Origin of the sequence: Rhodopila sp. (assembly GCF_035548235.1) — a bacterium.
Classification (GTDB): Bacteria; Pseudomonadota; Alphaproteobacteria; order Acetobacterales; family Acetobacteraceae; genus Rhodopila.
In genome coordinates, this window is the sequence record NZ_DASZTJ010000089.1 from 14,636 (window position 1) to 29,622 (window position 14,987).

Here is a 14,987-nt window from a genome sequence, read left to right on the forward strand (position 1 = left end):
CGCCTCTTACCCGGAACGGGAGACCGATATGCCTGTTTCACCCCCCGACGGCCAAGTTGGCGCCGGCCACTCCTGGCATGTCTGCGCGCGCTGCGCCCCCGTTCCTGCCGCACAACGGGAACGGAGGCGCCTGATGGCGCTGTTGAGACTGCTTGAGCTGCCCGACGCATTGCCGGCGGACCTCGCCCTGCGGCTTGGTGCGGACCTGATCGCGGCCATGGACGGACCATCCGCCGCTGCCCGCGCAGCAAGGGAAAAGGGCTTCATTTGCGAAGCTGTCAGTGGAAGCGCGCCATGATCCCGACCCCATCCGACAGCCTGCTCGCGGAGTTGGAGGACATCTACAAGGACCTCCATGCCAACCCCGAGCTATCGATGCAGGAGCAGCGCACGGCGGGCGTCGCGGGCGCGTGGTTGGAGCGCTGCGGCTACGAGGTGACGGCCGGCATCGGTCGCACCGGCGTGGTCGGCGTGCTGCGCAACGGGGATGGCGCCACCGTCCTGCTGCGCGCCGACATGGATGCCCTGCCGGTGACCGAGGCGACCGGCCTGGCCTACGCCAGCCACGCGACTGGCGTCGACCGGTTCGGCGCCAAGGGCGGCGTTGCGCATGCCTGCGGCCACGACATGCATGTCGCCTGGCTCATGGGCGCGGCCAGGTTGCTCGCCGAAAACAAGGATGCGTGGCGCGGCACGGTGATCGCGCTGTTCCAGCCGGGGGAGGAAACCGGCGAGGGTGCCCATGCGATGATCGCGGATGGCCTCGTGCAGCGTCTGCCCCGTCCCGACATCGTGTTTGGCCAGCATGTGGTGCCCGCCCCGGCCGGCGTGATCGGCTGGCGCGCCGGCACCGTCATGGCAGCCTCCGATAGTTGGGAAGTAACGCTGTTCGGCCGCGGCGCGCATGGCTCGATGCCTCAGAAGAGCATTGATCCCGTGGTGATGGCGGCCGCGACCGTCATGCGGCTGCAAGGCGTGGTGTCGCGTGAGGTGGCGATGTCGGATGCGGCCGTCGTCTCGGTCGGGGCGCTGCAGGCCGGAAGCACGGAAAATGTCATTCCCGACCATGCGCTGCTGCGCCTCAATGTCCGCAGCTTCAACGCCGAGGTACGTGCGCGCGTGCTCGCCGCGATCCGCCGCATCGTCGCAGCCGAGGCCGCCGCGTCCGGCGCGCCGAAGCCGCCGGACATCACGGTGCTGGGCGAGCATCCGCTGACCCGCAATGACGCAGCGGCAACGGACAAGGTGCGGCAGGCATTCGAGCGGCAGTTTGGGCAAGATCGCGTCCAGCAGGTCGAACCAAGCTCGGCCAGCGAGGATTTTGGCCTGCTGGGCGCGGCCTGGGGCGTGCCCTCGGTGTTCTGGTTCGTCGGCGGCACAGATCCCGATCGCTTCACCGCCGCGATGGCCGCCGGGACCGTCGACGAACTGCCGGTCAACCACGCCCCCGACTTCGCGCCGGTCATCCATCCCACCATGAACGCCGGGATCACCGCCATGCTGACGGCCGCTGGAGCGTGGTTCGGCATGGAGACCAGCGGAAGCTGACGGGTCGGCGCGGCGTGCGTGCGCGCCCTTTTTGGCCCCGGACGGAACGCCTATCCGCGCCCCGGGCGTGGCACAACGTCACCCGTGCCGCCGCCGGCGCTCAAATCGGCTTCGCCGACATTGTCGTCGCCGGCCCTCTGTCCGCATTCCCGGGCGCACACTATTCTCTACACGGCAACCACGGACTTGATTGATGCTCAACTTCCGGATCTCCGACATGCACTGCGACGGCTGCGTCCGTTCGCTGACCAGGGCAGTGCAGTCCCTCGACCCCTCTGCGACCCTGACCGCCGACTTGGAGACCCATCGCGTGACGGTCAGCACCTCGGCCTCGGCCGCCGCTGTCACCACTGCGTTCGAAGACGCGGGCTACGATGTCGAGGCCGCCGACTGATCAGAACCAGTTCGCCTTGTCGACCACGTTGCGCAGCGGCCGCCCTTCGGCGAAGGCCGCGCAGTTGTCGGCGATGATCTGGAACCGCCGTTCGTTCAAGTGCGGCCCATATCCGGCCATGTGCGGCGTCATCAGCACGTTGGGCATGCCCCACAGCGGATGCTCCGCCGGCAGCGGCTCCTGCTCATAGACATCCAGCGCGGCGCCGGCGATCTCGCCGGCCTGCAGGGCCGCCACGAGGTCGTCCAGCCGGGTGGTCTTGCCACGTCCGATATTGATGAAGAACGCGCTCTTTTTCATCAGCTTGAATTTGCCCCGGTTGAAGAACCCTTCGGTCGCCGGGGTGTGGGGTACCGTCAGGATCACGAAATCCGCTCGTGGCAGCAGGGTCTCCAGCGCCTCCGGCCGGTGCAGTTCGGCCACGAAATCGGGCCTGTCCGGCCGCCGCGCATCGACTGCCAGCACCGTGATCCCGAAGGCGGCGAGCAACCGGGCGGTCTCGGTCCCGATGCCGCCAAGGCCCACGATGAGGGCCACGGAGCCGGGCAGGGCGACGACGCCGGTATCCTCTGGCGGCTTCTTCCACTCGCGGCGGAGCTGCTGGGGGATGAAGACATGCAGACCGCGCGCGAAGGCCAGGACAAAGGCGAGAATGTGGGCGCTGATATGGTCATTGAAGATTTCACGGAAGTTGGTGACCGTCAGCGGATGCGAGATCAGTTCGGGATAGTAATATCCGGCAGGCGGCGCAGCCTGAGGCGCCTGCAGCCAACGCAGCTTCGCGGCCTTGGCAAGCAGCGCCGGCGGCAGCGTGCCGAAGGCCGCATCGGCACCGGCGATCGCGTCGGAGGCCTGCTCCATCGTTTCGGCGACAACGATGTTCACGCCGGCCACCGTCGCCGACAGCCGCTTCGCCCAATCGCGGGTCAGCGCCGTCTGCGGCGGCAGCATCAGGAAGGTGAAGGCGTTGCTGCTGGACATCCGAATCTCTCCCATCGATGGCGTGTGCCCGTTCGGTCCGCGCGGATACCACGCTTTGCGCCCCACGTCGCGCCCTGCCCCGGGCTCGCCGTCCGGGCGCTGCGTTGCACAAGGGGGGTGAAATCCTACATACAACCGGTATGAGCGAACATCTGGCGTCAGCCGCGAACGTCCCGCCCACTGTGCCTCCCCTCGGCGCGATCCCGCCTATGTCGGTCGCGCCTGCCATCGTCCAGGCCGCTGACCAGGCGGCGCGCCACTGGGAGGGACCGCCCGGCGCGATGCCGCTGGGCTCTTCGGCGCACAAGACCGCCGTCTGCGCCATGTTCCGCGAGACGTTCAACCCGTACAAACCTTCGGTCATCGACTGGCCGAAGCTGACGCCGGAGGCGCAAGACCGCCTTACTTCCCTCCCCATCTGGGACATCGCCGTCCAGACCGAGGGGAAGGCCCGGCTGCGCATGGCTACCTACGCGGAGGGCTGCGGCGATGCCGAATGGCGCACCGCGATCGGTCAGAACGCGTGGGAGGAGGGGCGGCACAAGGAGGTGCTGTCCAACCTCGTCACCGCATACGGCATCGCACTGGAGCCGGAGCCTGAATACAAGAGACCGCAGGACACCGAATGGGCCTACCTGGTGACAGGCTATTCCGAATGCATCGACAGTTTCTTCGCGTTTGGCCTGTTCGAGATGGCCAAGCGGTCCGGCTTCTTCCCGATGGAACTGGTCGACACGTTTGAGCCGGTGATCCAGGAAGAAGCCCGCCATATCCTCCTGTTCGCCAACTGGCTGGCCTGGTACCGGCGCAACCTGCCGCTGTGGCGGCGGCCGTGGTTCGAGCTGAGGGTCCTCGCGGTCTGGGCGTTCCTGGGCTGGGAACGCGTCGGCCTCGCACGGGGTATGGAGGCGGAGAAGCCGCAGGACAACAACTTCACCCTGAACGGCAGCAAGGCGGTCAGCGACGCCGATCTGTCGCCGGTGGAGCTGATGAAGGTGTGCCTGGAGGAGAACGACCGCCGGTTCGCCGGCTATGACACCCGCCTGCTGCGCCCGACGACGACCCCCACGCTGGCGCGGTGGTTCGTGCGGGCGGCGGATGCGGTGGGCGCGATCACCGGACGGAAAAAGCAACAGGCGGCGGGCTGATCCGGTCCGGCGGCCGTCAATCCGAAGCCGACAAGTTCGCCATCGTGTCGCGGTAGTGCGGCATCACCTCTCCGCACATCAGCCGCAGCGACGTCAGCACCTGTTCGTGCGGGATCCGCATGCCGCAGTTCAGCTCCGCCAGGATCCCCGACAGGCCCAGAGTTTCCTTCAGCTCCCCGAGCCGGTCCGTCACCATTCGCGGCGTCCCGACGACGATCTTGCTGCGCAGCGCTTCATCGTAGTCGATCGACTGTAGTCGTTGCCCCCGTTCGGCGCGCATTTCCAGGGACCGAGCGCCTTCCTGCACGGCGGAGGCCTCGATGCGGGCGCCGAGGTAGCGGTAGAAATACATGATGCTCTCTCGCGGCTCCTCGCGCGCACGCTGCTCGGTCTCCGCGACATAGACCGGCACGCGTAGATACACGCGTCCGGCGCCGGGATGGCCGGCGGCGGCCCAGGCCTCGCGGTAAACCCGCAGGTTCGGCACCAACTCGTTCAGGTCGCCCAGCCGGGTGGCCACGAAGATCGGCAGCCCGGCTTCGCCGCTCTGCTGGAACGTGTCAGGGCTGTTCACCGCTATGCGCAACTCGGGATACGGTGCCTGGAAGGGCTTCGGCACCAGGTTGATGTCGTCGAAACGGTAGAACTGGCCGTGGAAGGAGAACGTCTCCTGCGTCCAGGCGCGTTTCAGGATTTCCAGCACCTCGGCGAAGCGTTCGCGGCTTTCGGCATAGGAGATGCCATAGGCCTGATACGTGCGCGGAAACCCGCTGCGGCCCACGCCGAAGATGAGTCTTCCCTGGCTGATATGGTCGACGGTGGTGGCTTCCTCGGCGACGCGCAGGGGGTGGCACAGTGGCAGCACCTGCACGGCGATCCCGATCTTCATCCGCTTCGTCCGCATCGCGATCGCGCTGGCGATGTTCAGCGGCGCTGCCAGGACCGAGCGTTCGGGGGAATTATGCAGTTCGGCGAGCCACATGACGTCCAGCCCGGCCGCTTCGGCGGCGTCAACCTGTTCGAATGACTCGCGGAAGGCCTCGATCTCGGTCTGACCGGGGCGACGCTGGAACTCGTGGAACATGCCAAATTCCAAGCCGCCGCCGCGTGTGGGTTCGCTGTCCATGGCGCGTCCTTTCCCTGTCGCCGGTCAGCGTCGGACGGTTTTCAGCGGCCCGCAAGAGGCGGGTCAGAGGACCAGCCGCCCCCCGACCACGATCAGGACCGCCGCCAGCACGGGCCGCAGGACCGATTCGGGCAGCCGCACGGACAGGTAGCTGCCCAGGATGATGCCGGGAATGGACCCGCCCAGCAGCGAGGCCAGCAACGGCGGATCGACCGACCCGCTCAGCCAGTGGCCCATCCCCGCCACCAGCGTCAGCGGCACCGCGTGCGCGATGTCGGACCCGACGATGACCGCCATCTTATGCCGCGGATACAACAGCAGCAGAGCGGTGACGCCCAGCGCACCAGCGCCCACCGAGGATATCGTGACCAGCACGCCCAGCACCGCCCCCACGACGACCGTCAGCCATGCCGCACGGCGTTCCGATATGCGGGCCGTCAGCGGGCTCATGAGCTTCATGAACGGCTGGCGGAAGATGATCGACAGCGCCGTCAGCAGCAGCATGATGCCAAGCACCAGGGCAATCATGCGGGCACCCCACGAACCGGTGGTGTCGAGACGGGCCATGATGGCCAGCGTCGCCAGCGTCGTCGGCACGCTGCCGGCGGCGAGCCGGCCGGTGATGCGCCAGTCCACGGTGTGGTTCAGGCCATGCACCGCCGTTCCCACCGACTTGGTCACGGCGGCGTACAGCAAGTCCGTGCCGACGGCGGTCGCCGGATGGATGCCGAACAGCAGCACCAGCAGCGGCGTCATCAGCGAGCCGCCGCCAACCCCGGTTTGCCCGACCAGCAGCCCGACGAAAAAGCCGGACAGCATGTAAAGCGGATCCAAATGGGGCATCACGATCATCGGGGTTCCACGGTAGGAGCACAGGCAATCCATGCCATTCGGCCAGGCGTGACCCCCCATCCGGCGCTTCGCCGATCGAGGCTCGAAACCCGGATGGCTAAGCCTAGCACAGCCTATGGGTGTGGATCAGTGTATTCTTCGCGATGCCGACCCGCGGCCACCGACGCGACTTTGATCCACACGCCGCCTTTGCGGCATATTGACGTCGCAAGCGGCGTGTCGAGACCCTGGCGCTTGGCTGCCTTGCCCGCCCCGACGTTGACCCCGTCGGCCTCATGGCATACGGCCACCACTAAGCCCCTGATCCGAACCGGCCCTTTGAGCCAGACGACTTGGCACCGACGACGTATGGGACGGATAGCGGGCGGGAACGGACAAGTCGCGGGCCGGGCCAAGGTCCAGCCCAAACCGGGGAACAACACGTGAGTGAAAATGTGATTGCCGCGCCTTCGGCGGCAAGACCGGTCAACGTCGCTCCGTCGCCGGAGCGGACCGTGATGGCGGTGCTGTGCTCCATCAGCCTTTGCCACCTGCTCAACGACACGATCCAGTCGCTGCTGCCGGCGATCTACCCGATCCTCAAGCAGAGCTACGACCTCAGTTTCACGCAGATCGGCTACCTGACGCTGACGTTCCAGTGCACCGCGTCCATCCTGCAGCCGGTCGTGGGCCTGTACACCGATCACCGCCCCAAGCCCTATTCGCTGCCCTTCGGGATGGCCTTCACCCTGATCGGGCTGTTGATGCTCAGCAGCGCCGGCCGTTTCGAGGCCCTTCTGCTGGCCGCGGCGCTGGTGGGCCTCGGTTCCTCCGTCTTCCATCCCGAGGCGGCACGGGTCGCGCGGGCGGCGTCCGGGGGTCGCTACGGGCTGGCGCAGTCGATTTTCCAGGTGGGCGGGAACGCCGGATCGGCCATCGGGCCGTTGCTCGCGGCCTTCATCGTCGTGCCGTTCGGGCAGCGCAGCGTGTCCTGGTTCGGCGTCCTGGCGCTGATCGCGGCCGTGATCCTGACCGGCGTCAGCCGCTGGTACACCGCGCATGGACGCACCCGAGGCAAGGCGGCGACGCGCAAGGCGCCGATGTCGCGCGGGCGGCTGGCCATGACGATAACCATCCTGGTGGCGCTGCTGTTCTCCAAGTTCTTCTACGTCGCCAGCCTGAGCACCTATTACACCTTCTACCTGATCGACACGTTCCACGTGTCGGTGCAGGCAGCGCAGTTGCTGCTGTTCCTGTTCCTGGGATCGTTCGCGGTCGGGGTGCTGATCGGCGGTCCTATCGGCGACCGGATCGGACGCAAATACGTCATCTGGGGGTCGATCCTGGGCGTGCTGCCGTTCACGCTGGCGCTGCCGCATGTCGGGCTGTTCTGGACCGCCGTGCTGACGGTGCCGATCGGGCTGATCCTGGCCTCGGCGTCGTCGTCGATCGTCGTCTATGCGCCGGAGATGGTGCCGGGCAAGGTCGGCACCATCAACGGCCTGTTCTTCGGACTGGCTTTCGGCATGGGCGGGCTGGGGGCGGCCGTGCTGGGCAAGCTGGCCGACATGACCAGCATCCGCTTTGTCTACGAGGTCTGTGCCTATCTGCCGGCGATCGGCATCCTGACGGCTTTCCTGCCCAATCCCAGGAAGCAGCGGGCGCCTTGAGAAGGCGACCATCCGCGAACGGTGGGCGGGTCTCATCCGTCACGGCGGGCCCGGGTCCGCCATCCACACCCCTGCCTGGATCAACACCCCAAGACGGGATGACGACCCTTCGGCCGCAGGCCGCCATGACGCAAGGGCAAGCAGGCGTCCACCCGGCCGGCGCGTCCGTCAGTACGGCTTGAACGGCCCCTTCACTGCCGCGGTGCTGGGCAGGTCGGCCGTCGTCCACCCACCGCCCAACGCCTGGATCAGTGCGACGCTTGCCACCAGACGGCTTTGCAGGACCGACAGCGCCGACTGCTGGTCGGACAACAACTGCGTCTGCTCCGTGATCACGCTGGTATAGGCGACCGTCCCGGCGCGGTAGGCATTCAGCGTCGCCTGCACCGCGCGCCGGGTGGAGTTGACGGCGATGTCCTCGGCCTTCGCCTGCATCTCCAGGATGCGCAGGTCGGACAGCGCGTCCTCCACCTGCTGGAACGCCGTCAGCACCGTCTGGCGATAGCCCGCCACCGCGGCGTCATACGTCGCTCGGGCGGCCGAGACCTGGGCAGGGCGGAGGCCGCCGTCGAACAGCGTCTCGCTGCCCGAGGCCGCCAGCGACCAGACCTGGTTGCTGGCGTTGAACAGCGACCCCAACGGGTAGCCTGCGTATTCCCCCAGCGCGGACAGCGAGATGTCCGGGTAATACGCGGCGATGGCGACGCCGATCAGCGCGTTCTGCTCTTGCATCGTGCGTTCGGCGGCGGCGATGTCTGGGCGCCGCTGCAGCAGCGTGCTGGGCAACCCGGCCGGCACCACCGGCACCATGGATGCCAGCGGCGCGGGCGCGATCGTCAGCGCCGCCGGAGGCTGGCCGGTCAGCACGGCGATCGCGTGCTCGAATTGCTGCCGCTGCACCCCGACGGCGATCAGTTGTGCCTGGGTCGACTGCAACTGCGCCAGCGCGGTGACGTAATCGATGCTGGATGTCGTTCCCGCGCGATACTGGTTTTCCGTGATCTGCAGCGCGCGCTGGTATGCGGCGACCGTGTCGGTCAGCAACTGCGCCAGCGAGTCCTCGGCACGCAGGTCGAAATAGTCGGTGGCGAGCGTCGCCTGGGCCGACAAGCGTGCGTTCGCCAGGTCGGCGGCGCTGACCTGGGCGCCGGCCGCGCTGCTTTCCACCTGACGGCGGATGCGGCCCCAGACATCCAGCGACCAGTCGATGCTGCCCGAGACGTTGTACTCGGTGCTGTGCGAACTGCCGCCGAAGGAGGAGCCACCGGTGCCAGTGCTGGATGTCGAGTACCCACGACCGCTGGCCCCGCTGCCGCTGCGCGACACGCCGGCGGTCAGGCTGGCGGTGGGGAACAGACTGGCCCGCGCTTCGGCGACCAGGGCAACGGCGTTGCGGTATTGGGCCTCGTATTGCTTCACCGTCTGGTTCGAGATGTCGACCATCCGCTCCAGCCGGTCCAGCTCGGGGTCCTGGTAGACGGACCACCAGGCCCCTTTGTCCATGGCATCGGCCGGATGGCTGGGGGTCCAGCCCTGCAGTTCCTTGAAGACGGCGGGGGTCGGCGCGTCAGGCTTCTTGTAGTCCGGCCCGACGGTGCAGCCGGCGAGCAGAAGGCTGAGCAGGATCGGGCCAAGCCGCGGCCGCCGCGATGGTCTGGGTCGCGATGGTCTGGGCCGCGACGGTTGGGAGCACGACGATCTGAAGCACGACGCAGAAAAACGCACGCCCATCACTCCGCCGCCCCCGGCGTTGCGCCTGGCGTGGCCCCCGGCATCGCCAGGCCAGGGAACGTCCGGTTCCACAGCCCTTTGCAGTACAGCCGGAACCGGTCGAGCCACAGATAGACGACCGGGGTCGTATACAGCGTCAGCACCTGGCTCACGATCAGCCCCCCCACGATGGAGATGCCCAGCGGGCGGCGCAGTTCCGAACCGTCGCCGAAGCTCAGGGCCAAAGGCAGCGCGCCCAGGATGGCAGCGCTGGTCGTCATCATGATCGGTCGGAATCGCATCAGGCAGGCCTCGAATATCGCCTCGCGGGGGTCGATGCCGTGGTCGCGTTCGGCCTCCAGCGCGAAGTCGATCATCAGGATCGCGTTCTTTTTCACGATGCCGATCAGCAGGATCACGCCGATCACGGCGATCAGGCTGAACTCGGTGTTGAACAGCATCAGCGCCAGCACGGCGCCGATCCCGGCCGAGGGCAGGGTGGAAAGGATCGTGATCGGGTGGACATAGCTCTCGTACAGCACGCCCAGCACGAGGTAGATCGCGACCAGGGCGGTGGCGATCAGCAGCAGCTCATTGGTCACCGTCTGCTGGTAGACCAGCGCGGTGCCGGCGAATCCGCCGTGGATCGAGGCCGGCATGTGAATCTCGACCATTGCCTGCTCGACCGCGGCGGTCGCGTCGCTGAGTGACTTGCCGGCGGCCAGGTTGAAGGAGATCGTACTGGCCACGAACGGCCCCTGGTGGTTCACGGCCAGCGGGGTGTTGCCGGGACCGAACGTGGTGAAGGCGGACAGCGGCACCATCGTCTCCTTGCTGGTGCTGACCGCCGCGCCCGACGACGCGCTGCCCTTGCCGACATTCGCCAGCGCGTTGGTGGCGGCATTGCGCGCCGAACTTCCCGCGATCGTCGCGGCGGTGGCAGCGGTCTGCTTGCTGGCCACGGTGCCGACGACGGCGTTGCTGGTTTCGGTTCCGGTTGCATTGCCGCCCGCGGTGCTGACATAGATGTCCTTCAGCGTCTCCGGGCTTTGCCAATAACGCGGCGCGACCTCCATCACGACATGGTACTGGTTCTGCGCCTTGTAGATCGTGGAGACCTGACGCTGGCCGAACGCGTCGTACAGCGTGTTGTCCACCTGCGACACCGTCAGCCCCAGCCGGCTCGCCGTCGCCCGATCGATCTTCAGGTCGGTTTCCAACCCTTTCTGTTGCTGGTCGGAACTGACGTCGCGCAGCACCGAACTGTGTTCCAGCGCCGTCACCAGCTTCGGCGTCCATTCGTACAGCGTCTGCGCGTCATCCCCCGTCAGCGTGTACTGGTAGGCGGCGTTGCTCTCCCGCCCGCCGATGCGCAGGTCCTGGATCGGGATCAGGAACAGCCGCGCGCCAGGCACGACGGAGAGCTTGCGGCGCAGGCGGGACATGACGGTCTCGATCGGCGGACGTTCGTTCAGCGGCTTCAGCGCCACGAACACCGACGCCGAGTTGGTCGCCGACCCCGGCCCGCCGCCGCCACCACCGGTGAAGCCGACCACGCTCTCCACCGCCGGGTCTTCCTGCACGATGCGGGACATGATCGTGAGTTTCTGCTGCATCGACTGGAACGAGGTGCTCTGGTCCGCCTGCAGGCTGCCGATCAGCCGGCCGGTGTCCTGCTCCGGGAAGAACCCTTTCGGCACGATCACGTAGAGGGCGATATTGGCGACGATGGTCAGCAGCAGGCTGAACACCACCAGCACCGGGTGGCGCAACGCCCAGGCCAGCGTGCGGCCGTAGAACGCCTGGAACCGATCGAAAAGCGTCTTGCGCTTCGGCAGCGTGACGTTGCGCGGCTTCAGCATCAGCGCGCACATCATCGGTGTCGTTGTCAACGAGATGACCAGCGACACCAGGATCGCCAGCGACAGCGTCATCGCGAACTCACGGAACAGCCGCCCGACGATTCCGCCCATCAACAGGATCGGCAGGAACACCGCGATCAGCGACACGCTGATGGAAATAACGGTGAACCCGACCTCCCGAGCGCCGCGCAGGGCAGCCTGGAGCCGGGGCATCCCGTCCTCGATGTGGCGGGAGATATTCTCCAGCACCACGATCGCGTCGTCGACGACGAAGCCGGTCGCCACCGTCAGCGCCATCAGCGACAGGTTGTCCAGGCTGTATCCCATCAGGTACATCGTTCCGAACGTGCCGATGATGGACACCGGCACCGCGATCGCGGGAATCAGCGTCGCACGCGCCGAACGCAGGAACAGGAAGACGACGACCGTCACCAACGTCACCGCGATCAGCAGCGTCTCCTCCGTGTCGTGCAGGCTCGCTCGGATCGTCGTCGAGCGGTCGTTGGCGATCGTTACGTTCACGTCGCTGGGCATCGCCGCAATCAGTTGCGGCAGTGCCGCCTTCACGCTGTCGATCGTGCTGATGATATTGGCGCCCGGCTGACGGAACAGGATCACCACCACCGCCGGCTTGCCTTGCGACAGCCCGGCATTGCGCAGGTTCTCGACCGAGTCCTGCACGTCCGCCACGTCTTCCAGCCGGATCGGTGCGCCGTTGCGGTAGGCGATCACCAGCGGCTTGTAATCGGCGGCCTTTGTCGCCTGGTCGTTGGTATAGAGTTGGTAGTGCAGCCCGTTCGCTTCGATGGCGCCCTTCGGGCTGTTGGCGTTGGCCGACGCCAGCGCCGCACGCACGTCCTCCAGCCCGATCCCGTAATGGAACAGCGCCGTCGGGTTCAGTTCGACCCGCACCGCCGGCAGCGCCGCACCGCCGATCAGGACCTGGCCGATGCCCTGGATCTGCGACAGTTTCTGCGACAGCACGTTGGTGGCCGCGTCGTAGATCTGCCCGCGGGTCAGCGTCTTGGAGGTCAGCGCCAGGATCAGGATCGGCGCGTCGGCCGGGTTCATCTTGCGGTAGGTGGGATTGCTGCGCAGGCTGGCGGGCAAGTCGGCTCGTGCGGCATTGATCGCCGCCTGCACGTCCCTGGCCGCGCCGTCGATGTTCCGGTCCAGGCCAAATTGCAGGACGATGCGCGCCTGACCGACGCTGCTGGTCGACGTCATCTGCGTCACGTCGGCAATGGTGCCGAGATGCCGCTCCAGCGGGCTGGCGACCGAAGTCGCGACCGTCTCCGGGCTGGCGCCCGGCAGTTGCGCCATGACCGAGATGGTCGGGAAATCCACCTGCGGCAGCGGGGAGACCGGTAGCTTGAAGAAGGCGAAGATGCCGGCGAGCGTGATGCCGATCGTCAGCAGGGTCGTCGCGACCGGCCGCGCGATGAACGGCGCGGAGATGTTCACGGCGGGTTGCCTTCCGGCAGCAAAGGCGGCTTGTGCTCCGACCCGCGCAGCCGCAGCGCCAGCCGGTCGAACCACAGATAGATCACCGGCGTGGTGAACAGCGTCAGCACCTGGCTGACGATCAGCCCGCCCACGATCGCCACGCCCAGCGGCCGCCGCAACTCCGATCCCGTGCCGTTGCCCAGCATCAGCGGCAGCGCGCCCAGCAGCGCGGCCATCGTCGTCATCAGGATCGGCCGGAAGCGCAGCAGGCAGGCCTGGTGGATCGCCTCGCGCGGAGGCTTGCCTTCCTCCCGCTCCGCCACCAGCGCGAAGTCGATCATCATGATCGCGTTCTTCTTCACGATCCCGATCAGCAGGATGATGCCGATGATCGAGATCACGTCGATGTCGTCCCCGGCGATCAGCAGCGCCACCAGCGCCCCGGCGCCGGCCGAGGGCAGGGTGGACAGGATCGTGATCGGATGGATGAAGCTCTCGTAGAGCACGCCCAGCACGATGTAGACGGTCACGATCGCCGCCAGCACCAGCAGCAACTCGTTCGACAGCGAGGATTCCAGCGCTGCCGCGGCACCCTGGAACGCGGTGACGAAGCTGTTCGGCAGCCCGATCTCCGCCTCGGCCTGCCGGATCGCCGCGACGGCCTCGCCCAGGGAGGCTCCGGGCGCCGTGTCGAAGGAGACCGTGGTCGCCGGGAACTGCGCCAGGTGGCTGATCAGCAACGGCCCCGGTCTCTGCACGATCGTGACAATGGCGCTGAGCGGCACCTGGCCGGTGGTGGAGGCCGAGGACGGCAGCCAGATCGAATTCAGCGCGTTCAAGGAGTCCTGCAGCTTCGGTTCGGCCTCCATGATCACGCGGTACTGGTTCGACTGCGTGTAGATCGTGGAAATGATGCGCTGGCCGAACAGGTCATACAACGCGTTGTCGACCGTCGCCGGCGTGATGCCGAACCGCGCGGCGGTAGAGCGGTCGATCACCAGGTCCACCGTCCGCGCCTTCTGTTCCAGGTCGGAGGCGACGTTGGTCAGCGCCGGCGACTCGTTCAGCTTGGCGACCAGTTTCGGCACCCACGCGTCGAACGCCGAGAGGTCCGGGTTCTCCAGCACGAACTGGTATTGCGTGCGGCTGACCGAGGCGTCCAGCGTCAGGTCCTGCACCGGCTGCAGATAGAGCGAGACACCCTTCACGCCCGCGGTTTCCCGCTGCAGCCGCTGGGCGATCTCGGTCGCGTTCAGCGTGCGGTCGTCCTTCGGCTTCAGGTTGATCAGGAAGCGGCCGTTGTTCAGCGTGGCGTTGCTGCCGTCGACGCCGATGAAGGAACTCAGGCTGACGACATCGGGGTCTTTCAGGATCGCGTCCGCCAGCGCCTGCTGGGTCTGCGCCATCGCGTCGTAGGAAACGGAATCGGACGCCACCGAGATGCCTTGCAGCACCCCGGTGTCCTGCACCGGGAAGAACCCCTTGGGGACGACGATGTAGAGCCAGGCGGTGACCGCCATCGTGGCGACCGCGATCAGCAGCGTCAGCGGCTGGTGGTCCAGCACCACGTTCAGCGCGCGGTCGTAGCGATCGACGACCCAGTCGAAGATCCGTTCCGCCTTCAGGTCGAACTTGCTGCGCTGTTCCTCCGACCGATGCCGCACCAGCCTTGCGCACATCATCGGCACCAGGGTCAGGGAGACCACGGCGGAGATCACGATCGTCACCGACAGGGTGATGGCGAACTCATGGAACAACCGTCCCACCACGTCGCCCATGAACAGCAACGGGATCAGCACGGCGATCAGCGACACCGTCAGCGAGATGATGGTGAAGCCGATCTGCTCGCTGCCTTTCAAGGCCGCCTGCAGCGGGGTCTCGCCGGCCTCCACATAGCGGGCGATGTTCTCGATCATGACGATCGCGTCGTCGACGACGAAGCCGGTCGAGATCGTCAACGCCATCAGCGACAGGTTGTCCAGGCTGAAGCCCAGCAGGTACATGATCGACAGCGTGCCGATCAGGGACAGCGGCACCGACAGGCTGGGGATCACCGTCGCGGGCAGGTTGCGCAGGAACAGGAAGATCACCAGCACGACCAGCGCCACCGCCAGCCCCAGCTCGAACTCCACGTCCGCCACCGATGCCCTGATGGTCGTGGTGCGGTCGGTGAGCACGGTCATGTCCACCGCCTCGGGCAGCGTCGCTTTCAGGCGGGGCAGCAGGGCCTCGATGTTGTTCACCACCTGGATGACGTTGGCGCCCGGCTGG

General features: G+C 66.9%; 11 protein-coding genes. 5 read left to right on the forward strand and 6 right to left on the reverse strand.

Translation table 11 applies throughout. The annotated features are described in order from the left end of the window. The first annotated feature begins 133 nt into the window (after window positions 1–133). From VHB27_RS07355 to VHB27_RS07365, 3 genes are all read left to right on the forward strand, one after another. The gene (locus VHB27_RS07355) at window positions 134–298 is read left to right on the forward strand and encodes a hypothetical protein (RefSeq protein ID WP_325598761.1); all 165 of its coding nucleotides are present in this window, start codon (window positions 134–136) and stop codon (window positions 296–298) included. After that, the gene (locus VHB27_RS07360; protein WP_325598763.1) at window positions 295–1,548 is read left to right on the forward strand and encodes an amidohydrolase; all 1,254 of its coding nucleotides are present in this window, start codon (window positions 295–297) and stop codon (window positions 1,546–1,548) included. Before VHB27_RS07355 ends, VHB27_RS07360 begins: the two co-directional genes overlap by 4 nt. Window positions 1,549–1,741: 193 nt before the next feature. Beyond that, on the forward strand, window positions 1,742–1,942 hold the full coding sequence (locus tag VHB27_RS07365; RefSeq protein ID WP_325598766.1) for a heavy-metal-associated domain-containing protein: 201 nt from the start codon (window positions 1,742–1,744) through the stop codon (window positions 1,940–1,942). Here the strand turns inward: VHB27_RS07365 and VHB27_RS07370 are convergent, their stop codons facing one another. After that, on the reverse strand, window positions 1,943–2,923 hold the full coding sequence (locus VHB27_RS07370) for a D-2-hydroxyacid dehydrogenase (protein ID WP_325598768.1): 981 nt from the start codon (window positions 2,921–2,923) through the stop codon (window positions 1,943–1,945). A 209-nt stretch (window positions 2,924–3,132) separates the two neighbouring features. Here VHB27_RS07370 and VHB27_RS07375 point away from each other — a divergent pair, with 209 nt between their 5' ends. Continuing rightward, a complete protein-coding gene (locus VHB27_RS07375) occupies window positions 3,133–4,071 on the forward strand; it encodes a ferritin-like domain-containing protein (RefSeq protein WP_325598770.1) in 939 nt (312 codons plus the stop codon). A gap of 16 nt (window positions 4,072–4,087) precedes the next feature. On the opposite strand, the gene VHB27_RS07380 is transcribed toward VHB27_RS07375, so the two are convergent. Both VHB27_RS07380 and VHB27_RS07385 read right to left on the reverse strand, forming a co-directional pair. Beyond that, the gene (locus tag VHB27_RS07380) at window positions 4,088–5,197 is read right to left on the reverse strand and encodes an LLM class flavin-dependent oxidoreductase (protein WP_325598772.1); all 1,110 of its coding nucleotides are present in this window, start codon (window positions 5,195–5,197) and stop codon (window positions 4,088–4,090) included. Window positions 5,198–5,260: 63 nt separating this feature from the next. Beyond that, entirely contained in the window at window positions 5,261–6,049 is a 789-nt protein-coding gene (locus VHB27_RS07385; protein WP_408903982.1) for a sulfite exporter TauE/SafE family protein, read from the reverse strand. A 422-nt stretch (window positions 6,050–6,471) separates the two neighbouring features. On the opposite strand from VHB27_RS07385, the gene VHB27_RS07390 reads away from it, so the two are divergent. Beyond that, window positions 6,472–7,698 (forward strand): MFS transporter, encoded by a 1,227-nt coding sequence (locus tag VHB27_RS07390; RefSeq protein ID WP_325598776.1) that lies wholly within the window; start codon window positions 6,472–6,474, stop codon window positions 7,696–7,698. 168 nt (window positions 7,699–7,866) lie between these two features. Here VHB27_RS07390 and VHB27_RS07395 read toward each other — a convergent pair whose 3' ends face one another. The 3 genes from VHB27_RS07395 to VHB27_RS07405 all read right to left on the reverse strand — a co-directional run. Next, window positions 7,867–9,423 (reverse strand): efflux transporter outer membrane subunit, encoded by a 1,557-nt coding sequence (locus tag VHB27_RS07395; protein WP_325598778.1) that lies wholly within the window; start codon window positions 9,421–9,423, stop codon window positions 7,867–7,869. 5 nt (window positions 9,424–9,428) lie between these two features. Continuing rightward, a complete protein-coding gene (locus tag VHB27_RS07400; RefSeq protein ID WP_325598780.1) occupies window positions 9,429–12,734 on the reverse strand; it encodes an efflux RND transporter permease subunit in 3,306 nt (1,101 codons plus the stop codon). Beyond that, window positions 12,731–14,987, reverse strand: a 2,257-nt coding sequence (locus VHB27_RS07405; protein ID WP_325598782.1) for an efflux RND transporter permease subunit, incomplete at its 5' end; no start/stop codon positions are given. The genes VHB27_RS07400 and VHB27_RS07405, both read right to left, overlap by 4 nt.

Bases quoted from the DNA above. Each gene is read 5' to 3' on its own strand.
- VHB27_RS07355 (WP_325598761.1), top strand. From the start codon at position 134: ATGGCGCTGTTGAGACTGCTTGAGCTGCCCGACGCATTGCCGGCGGAC.
- VHB27_RS07360 (WP_325598763.1), top strand. From the start codon at position 295: ATGATCCCGACCCCATCCGACAGCCTGCTCGCGGAGTTGGAGGACATC.
- VHB27_RS07365 (WP_325598766.1), top strand. From the start codon at position 1,742: ATGCTCAACTTCCGGATCTCCGACATGCACTGCGACGGCTGCGTCCGT.
- VHB27_RS07370 (WP_325598768.1), bottom strand. From the start codon at position 2,923: ATGTCCAGCAGCAACGCCTTCACCTTCCTGATGCTGCCGCCGCAGACG.
- VHB27_RS07375 (WP_325598770.1), top strand. From the start codon at position 3,133: ATGTCGGTCGCGCCTGCCATCGTCCAGGCCGCTGACCAGGCGGCGCGC.
- VHB27_RS07380 (WP_325598772.1), bottom strand. From the start codon at position 5,197: ATGGACAGCGAACCCACACGCGGCGGCGGCTTGGAATTTGGCATGTTC.
- VHB27_RS07385 (WP_408903982.1), bottom strand. From the start codon at position 6,049: ATGATCGTGATGCCCCATTTGGATCCGCTTTACATGCTGTCCGGCTTT.